Source organism: Sphingomonas sp. BLHR8, assembly GCF_056821725.1.
Genome location: NZ_JBPDIM010000001.1, coordinates 291,081 through 309,761, shown reverse-complemented (window position 1 = coordinate 309,761; position 18,681 = coordinate 291,081). Strand labels below are relative to the sequence as shown.

The following is an 18,681-nucleotide window of genomic DNA, read 5'->3' as shown; positions in this document are numbered from 1 at the left end:
CTTTGCGGCTCACCATCATGATCGGCGCGGGACCAGTTGACGGCTCGCTACGGCGAGTGGTGCAGCGCGAGATCACGATGGCAGAGTTCCGTCACGACTGGGTCACGGATACCGCGCGGAGCCCGGCCGCCGACAACCGGCGGGTCGCGGAACGGAGACACGTCGCGATACCGGCATCGCTGCGTCGATCGGGACGCACGCCCTTTCACATCACCCTGCGAGACCTGTCGCGCACCGGCTGCCGCGGCGAGACGTTGAGCCGGCTCGAGAGCGGTGAGCGCATCTGGGTGAAGCTGCCGGAATTTGCTGCGCTTGAGGGCATGATCCGCTGGGTCGACGGGGCGAGTTTCGGCTGTGAATGGTTGATGCCGCTCCATCCTTCGATCCATGATCACATCTCCCGCGCCTACCCCGACTTCACCGCAGGATGCGCGAACGCCGGCTGACCGGCACAGTCCGCGAGGGGTGACGCCCGCGCCGGGCCCGGCTAGGGGCAGCGCATGTCGCCATTTTTTCCAGTCATGGCCGGTGGCGCCGTGGGCGCGGGTCTGCGCTTTGCACTCAGTCGGGCGCTGCCCGCTGCGCCGGGCGGGTGGCCGACCGCAACCCTGATCGCGAACCTCGTCGGCGCGCTCGTGATGGGCCTGCTCGTCGCGTGGGTGGAGCGGAGCGTGCCGAACGCCAGCCTTCGACTGTTCCTCGCTCCGGGGCTGCTGGGGGGGTTCACGACCTTTTCGGCCTTCAGTCTTGAAACGGTTCAGCTCATGGAGGCGGGGCGCCCTGCGCTCGCCGGGGCTTATATCGTCGCGTCGGTCGTTGGCGGCCTGGCGCTGCTGGCGCTCGGCCTCGTCATAGGACGTGGCGCATGAGCGAGGAGCGGGTTCGCGTCACCGCGGACGACGACGGCATCCGGCTCGACCGCTGGTTCCGGCGTCACCACCCTGAGGTCACGCAGGCGACGTTGCAGCAGTGGCTGCGCAGCGGCCGGGTGCGCGTGAACGGCGAAAAGTCGGAAGCCAACGCGCGGATCGAGAAGGGTCAGGAACTCCACCTCAAGCTGCCGGACGATCGCCCGACCAAGCGCGCGCCACGACCGCGTCTGCCACTGAGCGAAGAGGATGAAGCGCTGATCCGCGGCATGGTCATCCACCGCGACGACCACGCCATTGTCCTCAACAAACCCCCTGGGCTGGCGACTCAGGGCGGGTCAGGCACCACCGCGCACGTCGACCGCCTGCTCGACGGGCTGGTCGAGAGCGACGAGGCGCCCCGTCCGCGGCTGGTGCATCGGCTCGACAAGGACACGTCGGGCGTGTTGCTGGTTGCGGCGTCGCCGGGCAGCGCGGCGCATTTTTCCCGCGCGTTCGCAGGGCGGACGACGCGCAAGACCTATCTCGCGATCGTCGTCGGCGTGCCGTCGGTGGAGGCGGGCGAGATCGACCTCCCCCTCGCCAAGCAGCCCGGCAGTGGCGGCGAGAAAATGCACGTCGACAAGGAGCATGGACAGAGCGCAGTCACCCGCTATCGCGTGATCGATCGCGCCGGCAACCAGGCCGCCTTCGTCGCCCTGCAGCCGATTACGGGCCGCACGCATCAACTGCGCGCACATATGGCGGCGATCGGCCATCCGATTGTCGGGGATGGCAAATATGGCGGCAAGGCCGCGTTCCTCACCGGCACCATCTCGCGCAAGCTTCACCTCCATGCTCGCCGCCTTCGCATCGACCACCCGGCGGGCGGCAAGCTGGAGATCACCGCCGACCTTCCCGGCCATTTCGCCGAAAGCGTCGCGGACCTGGGCTTCGAGCTCGCCGATGCGGACGCCACCCCGGTGACGCCGCTGTCCACGGCTCGCCCCGATGCGGCCAAGGCCCGCGCTCGCGCGCATGCCAAGACGGTGCGCAAGGAACGGCGCGGCGAACGCCGCTCACGCGGCGGCGGCGGGGGCGGCGGGGGTGGCCCCGGGCGTCCCAAGCGGCCGCGCTGATGCACCCTGACCCGCGCTTTCGGGGTCGCGGCGACCTCACGCTCGGCGACGCCCTCGACGCCAACCGGTTCGGCAGCCTGTTCGTCTCGACTGCTGACGGGCCGATGGTGGCGCATGTTCCGATGACGCTGAGCGCAGACGGTGCGCTCCACTTCCACATCGCCAAGTCCAATCGCGCGACCCCGCACCTCGCCGGCGCGACCGCGCTGTTCACGACTCTGGCGCCGGACGGTTATATCAGCCCGACCTGGTATGCCCTCGACACGCCGCAGGTGCCGACGTGGAATTATGTCGCGCTCGAGGTCGACGGCCACATCAGCGCAATCGACGAGCAAGCGATGCTCGCGCATATCGACGCCCTGGCCCGCTGGGGTGAGCCAGCGACGACGCCGTGGCTGCGCACAAATACCGATCCCGCCTACGTTGCGCGACTGTTGCGCGGGATCGCCGGCTTCGCGCTGCATGTAACGGGCTGGCGCTACACCGAAAAGCTGAGCCAGGACAAAGGCGCTACGGTGCGCGAGTGTGTCGCCGCGGCCCTCGATCAGCGCGGCGGGGGTGCGCTCGCCACCCGAATGCGGGCTGTCACCGATGTCTAGGACGATTCTCGCCCTGTTCGATTGCGACGGCACGCTCGCCGACAGCCAGCACGCCATCGTCGAAGCGGTCGAGCGCGCCTTCGCCGCCTTTGACCGCGCCATCCCGCCGCCCACCGCGATCCGTCGCGGCATTGGCCTGTCCGTGCCCATCGCCATCGCCCGCCTCGCTCCCGACGCCGATGAAGCCGAGGTGGAGCAGCTCGCCGATGCCTATCGCGAAGCCTATTTCGAAGCGCGCACCGCCGGCGCCGAACCCGAACCGCTGTTTCCCGGCATCGTCGAGCTGATCGACGAACTCGCCGCGGACGGCTGGACGCTGGGGATCGCCACGGGCAAATCGCGACGCGGGCTCGACCGGCTGCTGCGGCAGCATGGGTTGCCAGCCCGTTTCGCGACCTTGCAGACCGCCGACGGGCACCCATCCAAGCCGCACCCGTCCATGGCGCTCGCAGCCATCGCCGACGTCGGCTCGTCCGCCGCCACGACGGTCATGATCGGGGATACCGCGCACGATATGGGGTTGGCCCTCGCCGCAGGAACGCGCGCGCTCGGCGTCGCCTGGGGCTATCACGACGACGCAGAACTACGCGCCGCCGGCGCCGAGGCCATCGCTGCCGAACCTTTGCACATCGCCCAGCAACTACGGGACTGGTTCGCATGAGCCCACGCGGTCGTTTCCTCCTGCTCGCAGCGTTGCGCGTCGGCTCGGCGGCACTGCTCGCCATGGCGGGATATTTGTTCGTTCGCCGAGGCGTCGACACCGACACGCTCACCGCGGCGGTGCCGCTGGTAGGAGCGGGGTTGGTTGGAATCGTCTGGCTCGTGCCTGCGCTCACCCACCGCTGGCGAACGCCGGAGGACCCGCGATGAAGCGTTTTTGGAGCCGCGTCGACGTGATCGACGATCCGCGCGGCCATGCCATCGCCCTCGATGGTCGGCCCGTCCGCACGCCGGGCCGCGCGGCCCTGTACCTGGCCACTCGCATACTCGCCGACAGTGTCGCGGCGGAGTGGCGCGAGGTCGGCGATACGATCGAGCCCGGCGCGATGCCGCTCACCGGTCTCGCCAACGCCGCGCTCGATCTGGTGGAACCCGACCCGGCGGCGTTCGCCGCGCCGCTCGCGCGTTACGCCGCGAGCGATCTGCTGTGCTACCGCGCCGACGATCCCGCGCTCGCGGACGAGCAAGCCGAATATTGGGAGACGCTGCTCGACTGGGCACGCGCCCGCTACGACGTCCACTTTGTCACCGCCAGCGGGATCATGCCCGTCGACCAGCCGCCGGAGACCATCGCTCGGCTCAGCCACGCACTCGCCGCCCTTCCCCCCTTCCGCCTCGCCGCGATGGCCCCGCTGGTGACCATCGGCGGCAGCCTCGTGGCTGCGCTGGCGCTGGAAGCGGGCGCCGTCTCTCGCGAGCGGGGCTGGGACGCGGTGACCATCGACGAACGCTGGCAGGAGCGTCGCTGGGGCGAGGACGCGGAGGCAAAGGCCGCGCGCGACGCCCGCCGCCGCGACTGGGACGCCGCCGCGACCTTCCTCCGCCTGCTCGACGACGACGCAGGCTAGAGGACGCTCGGATCCTCGAACCGCGCGGGGCGCTTCTGCATCCCGGCCATGACCGCTTCGAGCTGGTTGGGCGTGCGGATCACCGCCTTTTGCTCCACGCTCTCGGCCATCAGCAGCGCGGCCGCGGGCTCGTCCGGCATGGCGTTGATCAGGCGCTTTGCCCCGCGCACCGCGTCCGGGTTCCGCGCAGCGATGTCCTGCGCCAGTGCCGTCGCCGCCGCCAGCGGATCTTCTACACAGCGCGTGACGAGGCCCCAGCGCTCGGCGTCGGCGCCGGTAAACTCGCGCGCGGTGTAGGTCAGCTCGCGCAGCACATCGTCGCGCACCGTGCCCCGCCACAGCGCAATGCCGCCCATGTCGGGGACGAGGCCCCACTTCATCTCCATGATCGCCATGCGCGTGTCGGGCGCGGCGATGCGCACGCAAGCGCCGGACATGATCTGAAACCCGCCACCAAAGGCGACGCCATGCACCGCCGCGATCACTGGCACGGCGAGCGTGCGCCAGCCCCAGCTGACCTGCTGAAAGCGGTTCGCCTGCCCGTGCGTGCGATCGCACAGGTCGAGTCCCGCGCTCGCACCGCCGCTGGCCATGGAAGCGAGATCGAGCCCCGCGCAGAACGCTCGGCCCTCCCCCGACAGCACCACGCAGCGCAGCCCGGCCATCCGGCCAAGCGCATCGATCGCGTCGATGATCGCAGCAAACATCGCCGGATCGAGCGCGTTCATCTTGTCCGGCCGGGTCAGCCGGACCTGCGCCACGCCATCCTCGGCGAGCGCGATATGCGCCCGCCCTTCCGCATCTCGCCATTCGGTCAATTCGCGCGCTCCTTCGCCCAAAGTTCATCGCGCAGCAGCCGCTTGTAGAGCTTGCCGGTGGGATGCCGCGGGAGCTCTTCGCGAAACTCGAAGCGGCGCGGCGTCTTCACGCCCGACAGCGCGCTGCGGCACCAGGCGCCGAGTTCCTGCGCGAGTGCGTCGCCCGCATCGTCGAGCGACTCCGGTTGGACCACGGCGACGACCTCCTCGCCCATCTCCGAATGCGGCCCGCCGATCACGGCGACGTCGGCCACCTTAGGGTGCGCGATCAGGTGATTCTCGATCTCCTGCGGGTAAATGTTCACGCCGCCGGAGATGATCATGAAGCTCTTGCGGTCGGTCAGAAACAGGAACCCGTCCTCATCGACCCAGCCGATATCGCCGAGCGTGGTCCAGCCGTGGGCATTGGTCGCCTCCGCCGTTTTCTCCGGGTCATTGTGGTAGGTAAAGGCACTGCCGCCTGAAAAATAGATCAGCCCCTCGCTGCGCGGTGGCAGCTCGTTGCCCTCTTCGTCGCAGATGTGCAGCACGCCGCTGATTGCGCGCCCCACCGTTCCCGGCCGCGCCAGCCAGTCGGCGGGCGTCGCCCAGGTGATGCCGTTGCCCTCGCTGCCGGCATAATATTCGTGGATGACCGGCCCCCACCAGTCGAGCATCGCCTGCTTGACCGGCACCGGGCACGGCGCCGCGGCGTGGATGGCGAGCTTGATGCTCGACACGTCATATTTGCTGCGCACCTCCTGGGGCAGCTTTAGCATGCGGATGAAGTGCGTCGGAACGAACTGGCCCGCAGTGACGCGATAGCGGTCGATCGCGGCGAGCGTCGCCTCGGGGTCGAAGTGGTCCATCAGCACCACGCTCGCGCCGAGCCGCTGCGCGTTCATCGACCAGCGTAGCGGCGCTGCATGATACATTGGCGCGGGCGTCAGATAGACGGTGTCGGGTCCGATCCCGAACGCCTGACAAATGCCCGCGAGCACATTCGGCGCGTCGATCGCGCGATCCTCGGGAAGCTCGCCCTTGATCCCCTTGGGCCGGCCGGTCGTGCCCGACGAATAGAGCATGTCGAACCCTGCGCGCTCGTCGGCGATGGGCGTGTCCGGCATCGCATCGAGCGCCTCTTCGAGCCGCGGCCAACCAGCCATGTCGCCGCCAAAGGCGTAGCGCGATCCGACAAAGCGGACATCCGCCACCGCCGGGGCGAGGGTCGCGCTCGCGATGAGCAGCTTCGCGCCGCTATCGTCGAGGATATGCTGGATCTCCGCGCTCGTCAGCCGGGTCGAGATGCAGACGAAATAGGCGCCGGCGCGCTGCGCTCCCCAGGTGAGCATGAAATATTCGGGCACATTCTCGACGAGGAACGCAACGGCATCGCCGATGGCCACGCGGTCGCGACGCAGCAAATGGGCCACGCGGTTGGAGCCGCGGTCGAGCTGGTCGAACGTCAGCGTGCGGCCGGTGCCGGCGTCGATGACCGCCGGGTGCTCGGGTCTCTCGCGCGCAATGTTTCGCGGGTGCATGAACAGCCTCTCTCATCCCTGCGCACGTCTCTTTCGGGCGCGCTGCCGGTTCCCAAACTGCTCGGGCGCGGGGCGAGCGTCAATCGCAGTGGGGGCCACAATCTCCGTCGCGCGGCCTGGTGGACGCACTGGCCGAGCCGGCCGCCGCGCCGCCGCGTCGCCCTATCGCTGATTCATCGCTTGGACAGCCTGGCCCCCTCATGCTTACTAAAGGCAAACTTTGGGGGACGATCATGCTGTTACGCTTGCGTCAGGCTTTGCGCCATCGCGCCGGGGGTTGGCTGGCGGCGTTTGCCATCGCGATTGTTGCGGCCCCGTCGGCAGCGCAAGTGCGGCAGGTCGATCCCAACAGCGTGATCGACGCCGATCTCGACGCCCCCCGCCCCGCAACGCCTCCGCCGAGCGACGCCCGACCGCCGGTCGAAGCGGAGCCGCCGGTCGCCCCCATCCCCGCGCCCGCCCCGCCCCCCGCTCCCGGCGAGGGCGCGACGTCCGCATCGGCGCCCACAACCGCATCGGAGGCACCGGCGATCCCCGGGGACGCGCCAACCTATCAGCGCGACGACCTCATCGGCGCTGCGGAGGGCGTGTTCGGGCGTGGCGCCGAGGGACTTGCAGCGATGATCGAAGACATCCTGCGCAAACAGGGCGAACCCAACGCCTATATCGTCGGCCGTGAAGCCGGCGGCGCGCTGATTTTTGGCGTCCGCTACGGTTCAGGCACGCTGCACCACCGCGTAGAAGGACAAATCCCCGTCTATTGGACCGGGCCGTCGATCGGCGTCGATGCGGGCGCCAATGCGGGGAGCACCTTCGTCCTCGTTTACAACCTCTACGACACCGCCGACCTGTTCAACCGCTTCCCGGCCGGCGAAGGCGCCGCCTATCTCCTGGGCGGCTTTAACGCGAGCTACCTGCGGCGCGGCGACGTCGTGCTCATTCCGGTGCGCATGGGCGTCGGCGCACGCCTTGGCCTCAACGTCGGCTATATGCGGTTCAGCCGCAATCAGCGCTGGCTTCCATTCTAGCGCAGGACGGTTCCGGACCGGCATGACGAGAAATCCGGCCGCCCGTGTACGGGGTGCGGCTTGGGGCCTGGCCTGGAGCAAGACGGCGCGAACGGCCATGGCTCTGCGTCCGGCGCTTCCAACCGCGTGCAACCATGTTGCTGACTGATTTTTTGCGCGTCGTCCGCAGCGTCAAACGATGGCGCCCCACTCGTGCGATGAGACGTAACGGCTTTGCCCAGTGACGCAGTTGCGGCTCGGTGCGAAGAGGCGTCGTTTGCACGAGCCCCACCACGTCGCCTGAACGCTCGCGGCTCACCAGTCTGAGGGCAACGTTGAATGCCGGCTTGGGTGGCGTTGCGCAGCTGCCTTCCACCACCGCGCCCAAAGCTGGCAGACCGAAACAAGAAAGGCGGCGGAGCATCGCCCCGCCGCCTCCTGCTTCTTGAAGGCTTGCCAGCCTTAGTGCTTTTTCTTGTCCGCCCAGATCGTGCGATACGACAGGTAGGCGAGGGTCGTCAGCGCGATCAGGAACGCCAGCACCGCCCAACCCGTGCGCAGCCGGTTCTCGAGCTTCGGCTCCGCCGTCCAGACGAGGAACGCCGAGACGTCCTTGGCCATCTGATCGACCGTCGCGCGGGTCCCGTCGTCGAAGGTCACCTGGCCTTCGCTGGTCAGCGGCGGTGCCATCGCGAGGTTGAGGGTCGCGAACCACGGATTATAGTGCAGTCCCGTTCCCGGCCGCAGCTCTCGCGGCAGGTTGGCCGGCACCGGGCGATAGCCGGTCAGCAGCGAGTAAACATAATCCGCGCCGCCTTCCCGCGCCTTGGTGATCAGCGAGAGGTCTGGCGGCAGCGCATTGTTATTGGCTGCGCGCGCCGCGATCTCGTTGGGATAGGGCGAGGGGAAATGATCGACCGGCGTCCCCGGGCGGGTCGCCGGCTCACCCGTGTCGGGGTTGATGCCCGGCACCTGGAACTGCGCCGACAGCGCCTTCACCTGCGATTCGTCGTAGCCGAGGGCTGAGAGGTCGCGGAGCGCGACCAGGCTGAGGCCGTGGCACGCCGAGCAGACTTCTTTGTACACCTTCAACCCGCGCTGAAGCTGCGCACGATCGAAGTGACCGAATGCCCCTTCGCTCGCGAGATGCGCTGCCCGGGGATGCTGGTGGAAGGCCGCTTCCGGGTGCGCGGTCGCACCGCGCGGCGTGAAGATCAGCGCCATCAGCAGCGCGGTGCAGAACACCAGTCCGGCGAGGAACCCAAACAGACGAACCATCGAACTTCGGTCCCTATCAGACGGTGGCAGCGGCGGGCGGTGCCGCGGTGACGGGCGGCATGCCGGGAGCCGCTTCGGTGGCGCCGTGCGTGCCCTTGGGGTCCTCACCCAGCACCGACGCAGTGATCGAGCTCGGCATCGGCTCCGGCGTCTCGAGCCGCGAGATGATCGGCATGATGATCAGGAAGTGCGCAAAATAGTAGAGCGCAGCAAGCTGGCTGATCAGAACCCACGGCTCCTCCGCCGGCTTCTGACCGCAATAGCCGAGCAGCAGCACGTCGGCGACCAGCACCCAGAAGAACTTGCGGTAGATCGGGCGATAGTTGGCCGACCGGATCGGCGAACGGTCGAGCCACGGCAGGAAGAACAGTAGCGCGATCGACCCGAACATCGCGATGACCCCCCACAGCTTCGCGTCGATCCACAGGAAGTTGATCGTGAAGGCCTTGAGGATCGCGTAGAACGGCAGGAAGTACCATTCGGGTACGATATGCGCCGGCGTCGAAAGCGGGTTGGCCTGGATGTAGTTGTCCGGGTGTCCGAGCATATTCGGCGCAAAGAAGGTGACCGCAACAAAGGCGATCAGGAACACGCCCAGCCCGAACCCGTCCTTCGCGGTGTAATAGGGATGGAACGGCACGGTGTCGCGCGGGCTCTTCACCTCGATCCCGGTCGGATTGTTCGAACCGGGAATATGCAGCGCCCAGATGTGGAGGATGATGACCCCCGCAATTACGAACGGCAGCAGATAGTGGAGCGAGAAGAACCGGTTGAGCGCGGCGTTATCCGGCACGAAGCCGCCCAGCAGCCACTGGCGCAGCGGTTCGCCGACCAGCGGGATCGCCGAGAAGAAGCCGGTGATCACCTGTGCGCCCCAGAAGCTCATCTGCCCCCACGGCAGCACGTAGCCCATGAACGCGGTGGCCATCATCAGCAGGAAGATGACGACACCCAGCAGCCAGATCATCTCACGCGGCGCCTTATACGAACCGTAATACAGGCCGCGGAAGATGTGGATGTAGACGACGATGAAGAAGAAGCTCGCGCCATTCATGTGCGCGTAGCGCAGCAGCCAGCCCGCGTTCACGTTGCGCATCAGATGTTCGACGCTGTTGAACGCGACCGCCGTGTTGGCGGCGTAGCTCATCGAGATGACGATGCCGGTGACGATCTGCAGCACCAGCGCGAACCCGGCGAGGACGCCGAAATTCCAGAAATAGTTGAGGTTGCGTGGCACCGGATAGCCGGCACCCACCGCATTATAGACCATCCGCGGCAGCGGCAGACGATCGTCCAGCCAGCGCATCAGCGGCGCGCGCGGGGTATATTCCTTGGCCCAGGGGAAGCTCATCTTGGTCCTCCTCAGCCGATCGTCACGGCGGTGGGCGACGTGAATTCATAGGGCGGCACGACCAGGTTCGTGGGCGCCGGCCCTTTGCGGATGCGACCCGCGGTATCGTAGTGCGAACCGTGGCACGGGCAGAAATAGCCGCCGAAATCGCCGCGCGCTTCACCCTCCGCAGCGCCCAGAGGAACGCAGCCGAGGTGGGTGCAGACGCCAAGCGTGATCAGCCAGTTCTGATGGCTCGGCTTGGTGCGCTGCGCGAGCGTTTCGGGGTCACGCAGCGAGCCCACCGCGACCGCATTGGCCGCCTGCTGCTCCGCCGGGGTCAGGTTGCGCACGAACACCGGCTGCTTGCGCCAGGTCGTCTTGATCGACTGGCCCGGCTGGATCGCCGACAGGTCGAGATCGGTCGTGGACAGTGCAAGCACGTCGGCAGAGGGCGCCATCTGGTAGAGCAGCGGCGCAGCGGCGGCGGCCGCGCCGACCCCGGCGAAGCTCAACGCCGCAACATGGATGAAATCGCGGCGACGGACGCCTTCGCCTTCACCGTCGACCTGCTCGGGAGGAAGAACCTCTGCCATCGAAACCCTTCAGTCGTTGCTGCAAGGGCCAGACCGCCCCCGCACGCCCATCGCGCCAATGTCGCGAACCCCTGACCGCCATCAGCCCACGCGGGCCACGGCGATTTGGCGCGCTGATAGCGAGGCGCCGTGCGGTTGCCAATGGCCATTTCGCGCCGCACCTGACCCGCGTTCGCGCACCGGCCTTGCCTCGCGCGCGCCGTAGCGGCAGGGACATGGCGCCCCCTCCACTCCCCCTTCGCAGGAGCGTTCCCGTGATCGCCGACGATCGTCCCGCAACCGCCGAACCCGTCCGCCCGCACGACGCGCAGCAGGCGGCGGCTCGCCAATGGTTCGAGTCGCTGCGCGACCGGATCTGCGCAGAGTTCGAGGCGATCGAACGCGAGGCCGGGAGCGACGCGCACTTCGAGCGGGTTGCATGGGACCGCGAAGGGCCGGACGTGATCCCCGGCGCGTATGAGCAGGGCGGCGGGGGCGGCGGCGTCCGCGCGGTGATGAAGGGGCGCGTGTTCGAGAAAGTCGGTGTCAACGTCTCGACCGTAGGCGGGAACTTCTCGCCCGACTTCGCGGGGCAGATTCACGGCGCGGCGGAAGACCCGCGCTTCTTCGCGACGGGAATTAGCCTGGTCGCACACATGGCCAATCCGCACGTGCCCGCGGTGCACATGAATACGCGCTACCTGCGCACGACCAAGAGCTGGTTCGGCGGCGGCGCCGACCTCAACCCGCCGATCCCGTACGAGGAGGATACGGCGGCGTTTCACGCGCGACTACGTGCGGCATGCGCGCCCTTTGGCCCGGATGTCTACGATCGCTATGCCAAATGGGCAGATGAGTATTTCTTCATCCCCCACCGCGGCGTCGCGCGGGGCGTGGGCGGCATTTTCTACGACCATCTCGAAGCCGACGGCGATGCCATGTTCGACCGGCATTTCGCGTTCACGCAAGGCGTGGGGGAGGCTTTTCTCGACGCCTATCCCCGGATCGTGCGGGCGCGGATGACGACGCCCTTCGACGATGAGCAGCTTCATCGCATGCGCGTCTGGCGCGGGCGCTATGCCGAATTTAACCTGGTGTATGACCGGGGCACGCTGTTCGGTCTGCGCACCGGCGGCAACATCGACGCCATCCTGATGAGCCTGCCGCCGGTCGCCGAGTGGGTGTGAGGGGCGGCGGGTAGCACCGCCCCCTCCCCATTCACCTCAGGCGAAGACTTCGCTCGTCCGGCTCGGACCGATGGCGCGGTAGAGGCCGGCGTAGATCGCGACCATCAGGATGCTGAAGGGCGCCGTGAGCAGCAGATTCGCCAGCAATTCACCCACAATGCCCGCCCCCGCGAACAGCGTGGTGACGGCCGCGAGCAGCAGCGCGAGCACGAACCCCACCACGATGAGCAACAGGACATAGCCAAGTACGCGCCACTGCACCGGCGCCGTCAGACGCCACGATTGAGCGATGCCGTACAGCGGATTGGCCGATCGCGCGTCGGCCATCGCCGGCTGCGTCAGCACGATCCGCGTGAACAGCCAGATGAGGACCGGCACCAGCAGCAGCCCCAGTGCGGCCAGCCCAGCGCCTGCGCCAGCCATTAGCGCTCCCCCGCTCAACAACCCGAGCAAGATCATCAGCGGCAGCAGCAGAACAATCAGCGCGAGGATGGTCAGCGCCATGGCCGTCATGCCCCAGCCGATTACGGACCCCGGCGCTTCACGATAGCCAAGTCCAAGCCGGTAGGCGGCAAAGGTGAGGCCGCCGGATACCACCGCAAAGGCGAGCGTCAGCGCGATGTTTCCCCCGGACATCGCCTGCAGTGCGACGAGCGGGTCGGTGTTGCCCGACTGGAGCATCGCCTCCGCACCGCTTTCACCCACGATCAGTCGCTGGACGAACGGAAACAGCACCGCCGGAAGCCCGACGTAAAGAAGCAGCATGCGCAGATTTTCCCGAAGGAACTGCATCGCCTGGCTCCAGGCTTCACCGATTGAGAAATGCATGACGACCCCCTGCACCGTTAACCCCGCCGCTCCGTAGCGGAACGGACCCGTGTCCGACCCTAGCAGCGGCGCGCGTTCAGTCCACCCGTTGCGCGACGTCCGTGGTCGGGACTACGTGCGCGCCATGCAAATTGCGCTGCCCGAATGGATCGTGTCGCCCGGACTCACCCCTTATGCCGACGCTCTGGCGGACATGGATACGCGCGCCGCGGCGATCCGTGACGTTGGCGCGAAGGAGCGGGTCTGGCTGCTCGAACACCCGCCGCTCTATACCGCGGGCACCAGCGCAAATCCCGACGAGCTGATCGATCCGCGGTTCGAGGTTCACGCCGCAGGTCGCGGCGGCCGATACACCTATCACGGACCCGGGCAGCGCGTCGCCTATGTCCAGCTCGACCTCGCGGCGCGCGGCCGCGACGTCCGCGCCTATGTCCACGCGCTCGAGGGATGGGCGATCGACGCGCTCGCCGAGCTTGGCGTCGTGGCGCGTCGAGCAGAAGGGCGGATCGGCATCTGGTGCGACGATGCAGCGGGGCGCGAAGCCAAAATCGGCGCGATCGGCGTGCGCGTCAAACGCTGGGTGACGCTCCACGGCATCGCGATCAACGTCGATCCCAACCTGTCGCATTTCGGCGGGATCGTGCCCTGCGGCATCGCAGAGTTCGGCGTGACGAGCCTTCGCGCGCTCGGTCGACCGGCGGACATGGCGGCGCTCGATGCGGCGTTGGCCAAGGCGCTACCGACGTTCCTCAGTCGCGTCGGCGGCAGCGAGCCTTGACAGCGCCCGGCCCGCGGCGGATGCCGCGCGGCATGACCCGACGCCCGCTCGCCCTCCTCGCGACCCTAGCGCTTGCCGGATGCAACATCATCGAAGGCGAAGGCGCGCGCGACGAGGTCATCATGAGCAATGTCGAGGTCCAGCCGGGCACTGTCAGCGACGACATCGTGCCCCTCGAACAAAGCCAGGGCGACCTCACCGCGGTCGATCCGTCAACGGCGGTCGGACCGCCGGTCTCGGCACCCAGCCTGGCCGAGCCCGAGAGCGTCGACGGCGCAACCGGCGCACGGGCCAGCGGCAGCGCGCCGGTGCGCAGCGTCCCGACATCGCCCAGCGCGGCGGCCGAGCCCAAGGCCGATGCAGCACCGAAGGCCGGCGACACGGTCATCCGTCCGCCCGCGCCTGCGCCCAAGGCACCGCCCGCCAAGGCCGATACGAAGAACTGACCGACCCGCCGGGGCGCCGAGCCCTAGGCGATGCCGAGCAGCTTGTGCGTCTGCAGCGACAGCCGCCAGCGGGGACGCTGATCGATCAGCGCCATGCACGCACGCGCGTTGGCGAGCGGGTCCGACGTCGTCCCCGCCAGCGCCGCGTCGTCGCGCGGCTGCAGCAGGAAATGCGCAAAGTCCCACGCTTCGATCACCGCCGGATCGACCCCCGCCTGCGGCCAGACGAGCTTCAGCTCATCGCCGCTCGTCTGCACCACCGGGTTGGCGCCCTTGGGGCTGATGCAGATCCAGTCGATGCTGCGCGGGACGGGTAGCGTCCCGTTGCTTTCGATCGCAATCTCGAATCCTTTCGCGTGGAGCGCATCGATCAGCGGCGCATCGACCTGAAGCATCGGCTCGCCGCCGGTGAGCACGACGAAGCGTCGCTCCACGCCCTCGCCCCAGCGCCCGGCGATTGCGTCGGCGAGCGCCTGCGCATCGGCAAAGCGGCCCCCGCCCTCGCCGTCCATCCCGACGAAATCGGTGTCGCAAAAGGTGCAGGCGGCAGCGGCGCGATCAACCTCGCGCCCCGACCACAGATTGCAGCCGGCAAAGCGGCAGAACACCGCCCGCCGCCCGGCGTGCACCCCCTCCCCCTGCAGGGTGAGGAACATCTCCTTGACCGCGTAGCTCACGGCGCAGGCGGCGCGACCGCGTAGCCGGTTGGGTCGGGAAGGCCCGCCTCGACAAAGCCCTTGTGCCGCAGGCGGCAGGCATCGCAGGCGCCGCAGTGCCGATCGCCGACGGGGTCATAACAGGTCCAGGTGAGGCCTGCATCGAGCCCAAGTTCGTCCGCCAGCTTCGCGATCCCCGCCTTGTCGAGATGCAGCAGCGGCGTTTCGATCACGAACGGATCGCCCTCCACCCCCGCCCGCGTCGCCAGCGCGGCAAGGTCTGCGAACGCGTCCACGAACGCCGGGCGGCAGTCGGGATAGCCCGAATAATCGAGCGCGTTGACGCCGATGTAGATGTGCTTTGCCCCCCGCGCCTCCGCCAGCGCCAGCGCAAGGCTCAGGAACACCGTGTTGCGTGCGGGGACGTAGGTGACCGGGATGCTGTCCGCCGCGACGCCATCCTTGGGCACATCCACCGCATCGTCGGTGAGCGCCGAGCCACCGAACCGCCGGAGGTCGAGCGGGAGCACGATATGCTCGACCACGCCGATCGCCCCCGCGACCCTGGCTGCGGCGTCCAACTCGCAAGCGTGGCGCTGGCTGTAATCGATGGTCAACGCGATGACCTTCCGCCCGTCGCTGCGCGCCTTCGCGGCACAGGTGGCGCTGTCGAGGCCGCCCGACAGAAGGACGACGGCGAGGTTGGGATCGAGCGTCATGGCCGCGGCCATGTAGGGCGATGCGACGTGAGACGCCACCGCCCCGCCAGACAAAACGGCCGCGCTCTCAGGGAGACGCGGCCGAGTCAGATCCAGTGCGGATCGCTAGGGAGGAAGTGAGCCTCGATGAAGAGGGGTCACAGACCGCCGTGTGACAGAAATTGGTTAAGCCGAAGTTAGCGCGGCCGGGTCGAGCGCAAAGCGGCGGGAGCAAAATGCACAATCGACCCCGATCATGCCGTCATCGCCGATCATCTCCGCGCGATCCTCTTGCGGAAAGCGTGCCAGCACCGACGCCAGATAGTCGGGGTCGCAGCGGCAACCGCGCGTCAGCGCCGGCCCCAGCGCCGCACGAACCTCGCCTTCGTCATGGAACAGCCGCCACACCAGCGCCTCGAGCGAGAGGCGTCGATCGATCAGTTCCGCCGGCGAGATCGTCTCGGCCAGCGTTGCGACATGCTCCCACAGCAGATCGGCGGGACCGCGCAACTCTTCTCGAACCTCGATCCGCTCATGCCCAACCTCGCCGCTGGCGAGCGTCTGCATGAGCACGCCGCCCGCCACGCAGCCATCGTCGTCGCGCCCTGCGGCGAGCCGCACGACCGTTGGAAGCTGCAGCGACTGGCGGAAATATCGCTCGGCAGCTTCCGCAAGGCTCGCACCTTCGAGCGGGACGATGCCCTGATAACGGCCGCCCGCCAGCGAATCTTCGATGGTGATGCCGAGGAACCCGTCGCCGAACAGCGCCGGAAGGTCCGGCTGCGGCCCGAGGTCCGCCAGCGCGCCCGCATCGAAGGCGAGGTGGCCGCGCAGTTCGCCGCCGCGATAATCGCACACCAGCAGACTGATCGCGCCCGCCTGGGTCTGGGCCTGCAACGTGATCTGCCCCGCCTCGTCCTTGATGCCTGCGCCGAGCAGCGTCGTCAGCACCAGCGCTTCGGCGAGCAGACGTTCGGCAACCGGCGGGTAGCTGTGGGCCGACAGGATCGTCTCCAACACCGGCCCGAGGCGCACCACTCGTCCCATCGCGTCATCCTGCGACAGGGTGAAGCTCAACACGCGATCGGCGACGGTTTCGGCAGCGGGGATGGGGGTCGGTTCGGACATCGCGGCGATATGGGGGCGGGCGCCGCGATTGCTAGTTCGGCGCGCGACGGCCGCACCCCGCCTTTAGATCTGCCCGAACACCCAGCGCAGGATCGACTTCTGCGCGTGGACGCGGTTCTCTGCTTCGTCCCAGACGAGGCTTTGCGGCCCGTCGATCACGCCCGCGGTCATCTCCTCGCCGCGATGTGCGGGGAGGCAGTGGAGGAAGGGAGCGCCGGGTCGCGCCGACTCGAGCAACGCCTCGTCGACCCGGAACGGCGCCATGTCGGCGAGGCGACGGTCGGCATCGCCCTGCCCCATCGACACCCAGCAGTCGGTGACCAGTACGTCCGCGCCCGTCGCCGCTGCTTGCGCGTCGCGTAGCAGGTCGACGCGCGCGCCATAGCTCTGCGCCAAAGCGACCCGTGCCGGGTCGGGATCATAGCCCTCCGGACAGGCGACGCGCAGGTTGAAGCGCATCAGCCCGGCGGCGTCGATCCAGCTGTGGCAGACATTGTTGCCATCGCCGAACCACGCCACTTCCAGCCCCGGCAGCGGCAGGCGATGTTCGGTGAGCGTCAGCAGATCCGCGACGATCTGGCAGGGGTGACTGGCGTCGGTCAGGCCGTTGATGACCGGCACACTCGCCGCCGCGGCCATCGCTTCGACCTTGGCATGGTCGTCGGTGCGCACCATGATCGCGTCGGCGTAGCGCGACAGCACGCGCGCGGTGTCCTCGACGCTCTCCCCCCGCCCCAGCTGCGTCGAGGCCGCGTCGAGCACCATCGCGCTGCCGCCCAGTTGCCGCATGGCGAGGTCGAAACTTGCCCGCGTGCGGGTGGAGTTCTTCTCGAACACCATCGCCAGCACCGCGCCGTCGAGCGGGCGGTCGTCGTCAACGCGGCCCTTGGCGTAACCGACCCGCGCGTCCTTGCGGTCGATGGCGTCGCCGATCATCGCGGCGATGGCATCACCGCCGGCGTCGCCCAGCTCGAGGAAGTGGCGGATCATGCCGCCGCGGCGGGCCGCTGATAGCTCGCCGCGCCCGCCGACAGCCGCTCCATGAACTCTTCGATGTGCGCGTCCTCGATCACCAGCGGCGGCAGCACGCGCATCGTGTCCTCGCCCGCAGCGACGGTGAGCAGCCCGTGGTTGTCGCGCAGATGCGCCACGAACGGGCGCGTCTCATGCGTCATCATCAGCCCGAGCATCAGCCCCTTGCCCCGCACGCCTTTGAACAGGTCGGGGTAGTTGCCGATGAACTGTTCGAGGCGGCTGCGCAGGCGCTCACCCATCTCGGTGACGCGGGCGAGGAACGCGTCGTTCGCCACCACGTCCCACACCGCCTGCCCTGCGGCCATCGCCAGCGGATTGCCGCCATAGGTCGAGCCGTGCGCGCCGATGCCCATGCCGCGCGCCGCAGCCTCGGTCGCGAGGCACGCGCCCAGCGGAAAGCCGCCGCCGATGCCCTTGGCGCTGGCCATGATGTCGGGCGTGATGCCGTAAAGCTCGTGCGCGTAGAGCTTGCCGGTACGCGCGACGCCGCACTGCACCTCGTCGAGGATGAGGAGGATGCCGTGGGCATCGGCAAGCTCGCGTAAGCCCCGCATGAACTTGTCCGACGCCGGGCGCACCCCGCCTTCGCCCTGGATCGGTTCAACCAAAAACGCCGCGGTCTTGTCGTTGATCGCCGCTTCCGCGCCGGCCAGGTCATCGAACTCGACATAGCGGAACCCGTCGAGCAGCGGCAGGAAGCCCTTGTGCATCTTCTCCTGATTGGAGGCGCTGATCGTCGCCATCGTCCGCCCGTGGAAGGCGTTGACGAAGGTGATGATCTCGTAACGCTCGCTGCCCTGGCTCTGGTGGTAGGCGCGCGCGGTCTTAATCGCGCACTCGACCGCCTCGGCGCCCGAGTTGGTGAAGAACACCGTATCGGCAAAGGTCGTGTCGACCAGCCGCTGCGCGAACGCTTCCCCCTGCGGGCTACCGTAGAGGTTGGAGACGTGCATCAGCGTCGCCGCCTGCCGCTGGATTGCGCCGACCAGATGCGGATGGCCGTGGCCGAGCAGATTGACCGCGATGCCGCTCGCAAAATCGAGCGCGCGGGTGCCGTCCTCACTGATCAGATGGCACCCCTCCCCGCGCACCGGCCTGAACCCGCAGCGCGGATAGACGGGCATCAGCGGGGTGATCGACATGGGTGCGCGGCCTTTATGCTGGCAGTGAAAAGATGCGCGCGGCTGTAGGCGGAGGGGGCGTGGGGGGCAAGGGAGCCTGTCGACGGCCAGCCTCCCCTCCC

22 protein-coding genes are annotated in these 18,681 nt (G+C 68.2%); 11 read left to right on the top strand and 11 right to left on the bottom strand.

Annotated features, from left to right (window positions below):
* The first annotated feature begins 2 nt into the window (after positions 1 to 2).
* From ACRYJK_RS01590 to ACRYJK_RS01560, 7 genes are read left to right on the top strand one after another with little or no spacing between them, the layout of a single operon-like run.
* Complete coding sequence (locus ACRYJK_RS01590; RefSeq protein ID WP_482665837.1) at positions 3 to 446, top strand: PilZ domain-containing protein; 444 nt, start codon at positions 3 to 5, stop codon at positions 444 to 446.
* A 54-nt stretch (positions 447 to 500) separates the two neighbouring features.
* Complete coding sequence (crcB, locus tag ACRYJK_RS01585; RefSeq protein ID WP_482665836.1) at positions 501 to 869, top strand: fluoride efflux transporter CrcB; 369 nt, start codon at positions 501 to 503, stop codon at positions 867 to 869.
* The gene (locus ACRYJK_RS01580) at positions 866 to 1,987 is read left to right on the top strand and encodes an RluA family pseudouridine synthase (protein ID WP_482665835.1); all 1,122 of its coding nucleotides are present in this window, start codon (positions 866 to 868) and stop codon (positions 1,985 to 1,987) included. The genes crcB and ACRYJK_RS01580 overlap by 4 nt, the downstream gene beginning before the upstream one ends.
* Complete coding sequence (locus tag ACRYJK_RS01575; protein ID WP_482665834.1) at positions 1,987 to 2,586, top strand: FMN-binding negative transcriptional regulator; 600 nt, start codon at positions 1,987 to 1,989, stop codon at positions 2,584 to 2,586. The genes ACRYJK_RS01580 and ACRYJK_RS01575 overlap by 1 nt, the downstream gene beginning before the upstream one ends.
* On the top strand, positions 2,579 to 3,247 hold the full coding sequence (locus tag ACRYJK_RS01570; RefSeq protein WP_482665833.1) for an HAD-IA family hydrolase: 669 nt from the start codon (positions 2,579 to 2,581) through the stop codon (positions 3,245 to 3,247). The genes ACRYJK_RS01575 and ACRYJK_RS01570 overlap by 8 nt, the downstream gene beginning before the upstream one ends.
* Positions 3,244 to 3,456, top strand: a complete 213-nt coding sequence (locus tag ACRYJK_RS01565) for a hypothetical protein (RefSeq protein ID WP_482665832.1) — start codon at positions 3,244 to 3,246, stop codon at positions 3,454 to 3,456. Before ACRYJK_RS01570 ends, ACRYJK_RS01565 begins: the two co-directional genes overlap by 4 nt.
* Positions 3,453 to 4,154: an ATP12 family chaperone protein gene (locus tag ACRYJK_RS01560; RefSeq protein ID WP_482665831.1), complete on the top strand. Its 702-nt coding sequence runs from the start codon at positions 3,453 to 3,455 to the stop codon at positions 4,152 to 4,154. The genes ACRYJK_RS01565 and ACRYJK_RS01560 overlap by 4 nt, the downstream gene beginning before the upstream one ends.
* On the opposite strand, the gene ACRYJK_RS01555 is transcribed toward ACRYJK_RS01560, so the two are convergent.
* Together ACRYJK_RS01555 and ACRYJK_RS01550 are read right to left on the bottom strand one after the other, a co-directional pair.
* Positions 4,151 to 4,972, bottom strand: a complete 822-nt coding sequence (locus ACRYJK_RS01555) for a crotonase/enoyl-CoA hydratase family protein (RefSeq protein WP_482665830.1) — start codon at positions 4,970 to 4,972, stop codon at positions 4,151 to 4,153. The genes ACRYJK_RS01560 and ACRYJK_RS01555 overlap by 4 nt on opposite strands.
* Positions 4,969 to 6,492, bottom strand: a complete 1,524-nt coding sequence (locus ACRYJK_RS01550) for an acyl-CoA synthetase (protein ID WP_482665829.1) — start codon at positions 6,490 to 6,492, stop codon at positions 4,969 to 4,971. The genes ACRYJK_RS01555 and ACRYJK_RS01550 overlap by 4 nt, the downstream gene beginning before the upstream one ends.
* Before the next feature lie 233 nt (positions 6,493 to 6,725).
* Between ACRYJK_RS01550 and ACRYJK_RS01545 the strand changes: the two genes are divergently transcribed.
* A complete protein-coding gene (locus tag ACRYJK_RS01545; RefSeq protein WP_482665828.1) occupies positions 6,726 to 7,520 on the top strand; it encodes a DUF1134 domain-containing protein in 795 nt (264 codons plus the stop codon).
* Between the two features lie 441 nt (positions 7,521 to 7,961).
* Here ACRYJK_RS01545 and ACRYJK_RS01540 read toward each other — a convergent pair whose 3' ends face one another.
* Genes ACRYJK_RS01540 through petA form a run of 3 tightly spaced genes read right to left on the bottom strand, consistent with a single transcriptional unit; the run spans position 7,962 to position 10,703 of the window.
* Positions 7,962 to 8,777: a cytochrome c1 gene (locus ACRYJK_RS01540; RefSeq protein WP_482665827.1), complete on the bottom strand. Its 816-nt coding sequence runs from the start codon at positions 8,775 to 8,777 to the stop codon at positions 7,962 to 7,964.
* Between the two features lie 16 nt (positions 8,778 to 8,793).
* Positions 8,794 to 10,128, bottom strand: a complete 1,335-nt coding sequence (locus ACRYJK_RS01535; protein ID WP_482665826.1) for a cytochrome b — start codon at positions 10,126 to 10,128, stop codon at positions 8,794 to 8,796.
* Positions 10,129 to 10,139: 11 nt separating this feature from the next.
* The gene (petA, locus tag ACRYJK_RS01530; protein WP_482665825.1) at positions 10,140 to 10,703 is read right to left on the bottom strand and encodes a ubiquinol-cytochrome c reductase iron-sulfur subunit; all 564 of its coding nucleotides are present in this window, start codon (positions 10,701 to 10,703) and stop codon (positions 10,140 to 10,142) included.
* A 254-nt stretch (positions 10,704 to 10,957) separates the two neighbouring features.
* On the opposite strand from petA, the gene hemF reads away from it, so the two are divergent.
* Positions 10,958 to 11,869, top strand: a complete 912-nt coding sequence (hemF, locus tag ACRYJK_RS01525) for an oxygen-dependent coproporphyrinogen oxidase (protein ID WP_482665824.1) — start codon at positions 10,958 to 10,960, stop codon at positions 11,867 to 11,869.
* 36 nt (positions 11,870 to 11,905) lie between these two features.
* On the opposite strand, the gene ACRYJK_RS01520 is transcribed toward hemF, so the two are convergent.
* Positions 11,906 to 12,697, bottom strand: a complete 792-nt coding sequence (locus tag ACRYJK_RS01520) for a hypothetical protein (RefSeq protein WP_482665823.1) — start codon at positions 12,695 to 12,697, stop codon at positions 11,906 to 11,908.
* Between the two features lie 124 nt (positions 12,698 to 12,821).
* Here ACRYJK_RS01520 and lipB point away from each other — a divergent pair, with 124 nt between their 5' ends.
* Together lipB and ACRYJK_RS01510 are read left to right on the top strand one after the other, a co-directional pair.
* Complete coding sequence (gene lipB, locus ACRYJK_RS01515; RefSeq protein WP_482665822.1) at positions 12,822 to 13,475, top strand: lipoyl(octanoyl) transferase LipB; 654 nt, start codon at positions 12,822 to 12,824, stop codon at positions 13,473 to 13,475.
* Between the two features lie 32 nt (positions 13,476 to 13,507).
* Positions 13,508 to 13,921, top strand: coding sequence for a hypothetical protein (locus tag ACRYJK_RS01510; RefSeq protein ID WP_482665821.1), 414 nt, complete (start codon positions 13,508 to 13,510; stop codon positions 13,919 to 13,921).
* A gap of 23 nt (positions 13,922 to 13,944) precedes the next feature.
* Here ACRYJK_RS01510 and queE read toward each other — a convergent pair whose 3' ends face one another.
* The 5 genes from queE to ACRYJK_RS01485 form a co-directional block, all read right to left on the bottom strand.
* Entirely contained in the window at positions 13,945 to 14,598 is a 654-nt protein-coding gene (gene queE, locus ACRYJK_RS01505) for a 7-carboxy-7-deazaguanine synthase (protein ID WP_482665820.1), read from the bottom strand.
* The gene (gene queC / locus ACRYJK_RS01500) at positions 14,595 to 15,296 is read right to left on the bottom strand and encodes a 7-cyano-7-deazaguanine synthase QueC (protein ID WP_482667372.1); all 702 of its coding nucleotides are present in this window, start codon (positions 15,294 to 15,296) and stop codon (positions 14,595 to 14,597) included. The genes queE and queC overlap by 4 nt, the downstream gene beginning before the upstream one ends.
* A 165-nt stretch (positions 15,297 to 15,461) precedes the next feature.
* A complete protein-coding gene (locus tag ACRYJK_RS01495) occupies positions 15,462 to 16,403 on the bottom strand; it encodes an Hsp33 family molecular chaperone HslO (RefSeq protein ID WP_482665819.1) in 942 nt (313 codons plus the stop codon).
* 63 nt (positions 16,404 to 16,466) lie between these two features.
* Positions 16,467 to 17,393: an ornithine carbamoyltransferase gene (gene argF, locus ACRYJK_RS01490; RefSeq protein WP_482665818.1), complete on the bottom strand. Its 927-nt coding sequence runs from the start codon at positions 17,391 to 17,393 to the stop codon at positions 16,467 to 16,469.
* Positions 17,390 to 18,580, bottom strand: a complete 1,191-nt coding sequence (locus ACRYJK_RS01485) for an acetylornithine transaminase (protein WP_482665817.1) — start codon at positions 18,578 to 18,580, stop codon at positions 17,390 to 17,392. The genes argF and ACRYJK_RS01485 overlap by 4 nt, the downstream gene beginning before the upstream one ends.
* Positions 18,581 to 18,681: the final 101 nt, after the last annotated feature.

Bases quoted from the DNA above. Each gene is read 5' to 3' on its own strand.
- crcB (WP_482665836.1), top strand. From the start codon at position 501: ATGTCGCCATTTTTTCCAGTCATGGCCGGTGGCGCCGTGGGCGCGGGT.
- ACRYJK_RS01580 (WP_482665835.1), top strand. From the start codon at position 866: ATGAGCGAGGAGCGGGTTCGCGTCACCGCGGACGACGACGGCATCCGG.
- ACRYJK_RS01575 (WP_482665834.1), top strand. From the start codon at position 1,987: ATGCACCCTGACCCGCGCTTTCGGGGTCGCGGCGACCTCACGCTCGGC.
- ACRYJK_RS01570 (WP_482665833.1), top strand. From the start codon at position 2,579: ATGTCTAGGACGATTCTCGCCCTGTTCGATTGCGACGGCACGCTCGCC.
- ACRYJK_RS01565 (WP_482665832.1), top strand. From the start codon at position 3,244: ATGAGCCCACGCGGTCGTTTCCTCCTGCTCGCAGCGTTGCGCGTCGGC.
- ACRYJK_RS01560 (WP_482665831.1), top strand. From the start codon at position 3,453: ATGAAGCGTTTTTGGAGCCGCGTCGACGTGATCGACGATCCGCGCGGC.
- ACRYJK_RS01550 (WP_482665829.1), bottom strand. From the start codon at position 6,492: ATGCACCCGCGAAACATTGCGCGCGAGAGACCCGAGCACCCGGCGGTC.
- ACRYJK_RS01545 (WP_482665828.1), top strand. From the start codon at position 6,726: ATGCTGTTACGCTTGCGTCAGGCTTTGCGCCATCGCGCCGGGGGTTGG.
- ACRYJK_RS01540 (WP_482665827.1), bottom strand. From the start codon at position 8,777: ATGGTTCGTCTGTTTGGGTTCCTCGCCGGACTGGTGTTCTGCACCGCG.
- ACRYJK_RS01535 (WP_482665826.1), bottom strand. From the start codon at position 10,128: ATGAGCTTCCCCTGGGCCAAGGAATATACCCCGCGCGCGCCGCTGATG.
- petA (WP_482665825.1), bottom strand. From the start codon at position 10,703: ATGGCAGAGGTTCTTCCTCCCGAGCAGGTCGACGGTGAAGGCGAAGGC.
- ACRYJK_RS01520 (WP_482665823.1), bottom strand. From the start codon at position 12,697: ATGCATTTCTCAATCGGTGAAGCCTGGAGCCAGGCGATGCAGTTCCTT.
- lipB (WP_482665822.1), top strand. From the start codon at position 12,822: ATGCAAATTGCGCTGCCCGAATGGATCGTGTCGCCCGGACTCACCCCT.
- ACRYJK_RS01510 (WP_482665821.1), top strand. From the start codon at position 13,508: ATGACCCGACGCCCGCTCGCCCTCCTCGCGACCCTAGCGCTTGCCGGA.
- queC (WP_482667372.1), bottom strand. From the start codon at position 15,296: ATGACGCTCGATCCCAACCTCGCCGTCGTCCTTCTGTCGGGCGGCCTC.
- ACRYJK_RS01495 (WP_482665819.1), bottom strand. From the start codon at position 16,403: ATGTCCGAACCGACCCCCATCCCCGCTGCCGAAACCGTCGCCGATCGC.
- argF (WP_482665818.1), bottom strand. From the start codon at position 17,393: ATGATCCGCCACTTCCTCGAGCTGGGCGACGCCGGCGGTGATGCCATC.
- ACRYJK_RS01485 (WP_482665817.1), bottom strand. From the start codon at position 18,580: ATGTCGATCACCCCGCTGATGCCCGTCTATCCGCGCTGCGGGTTCAGG.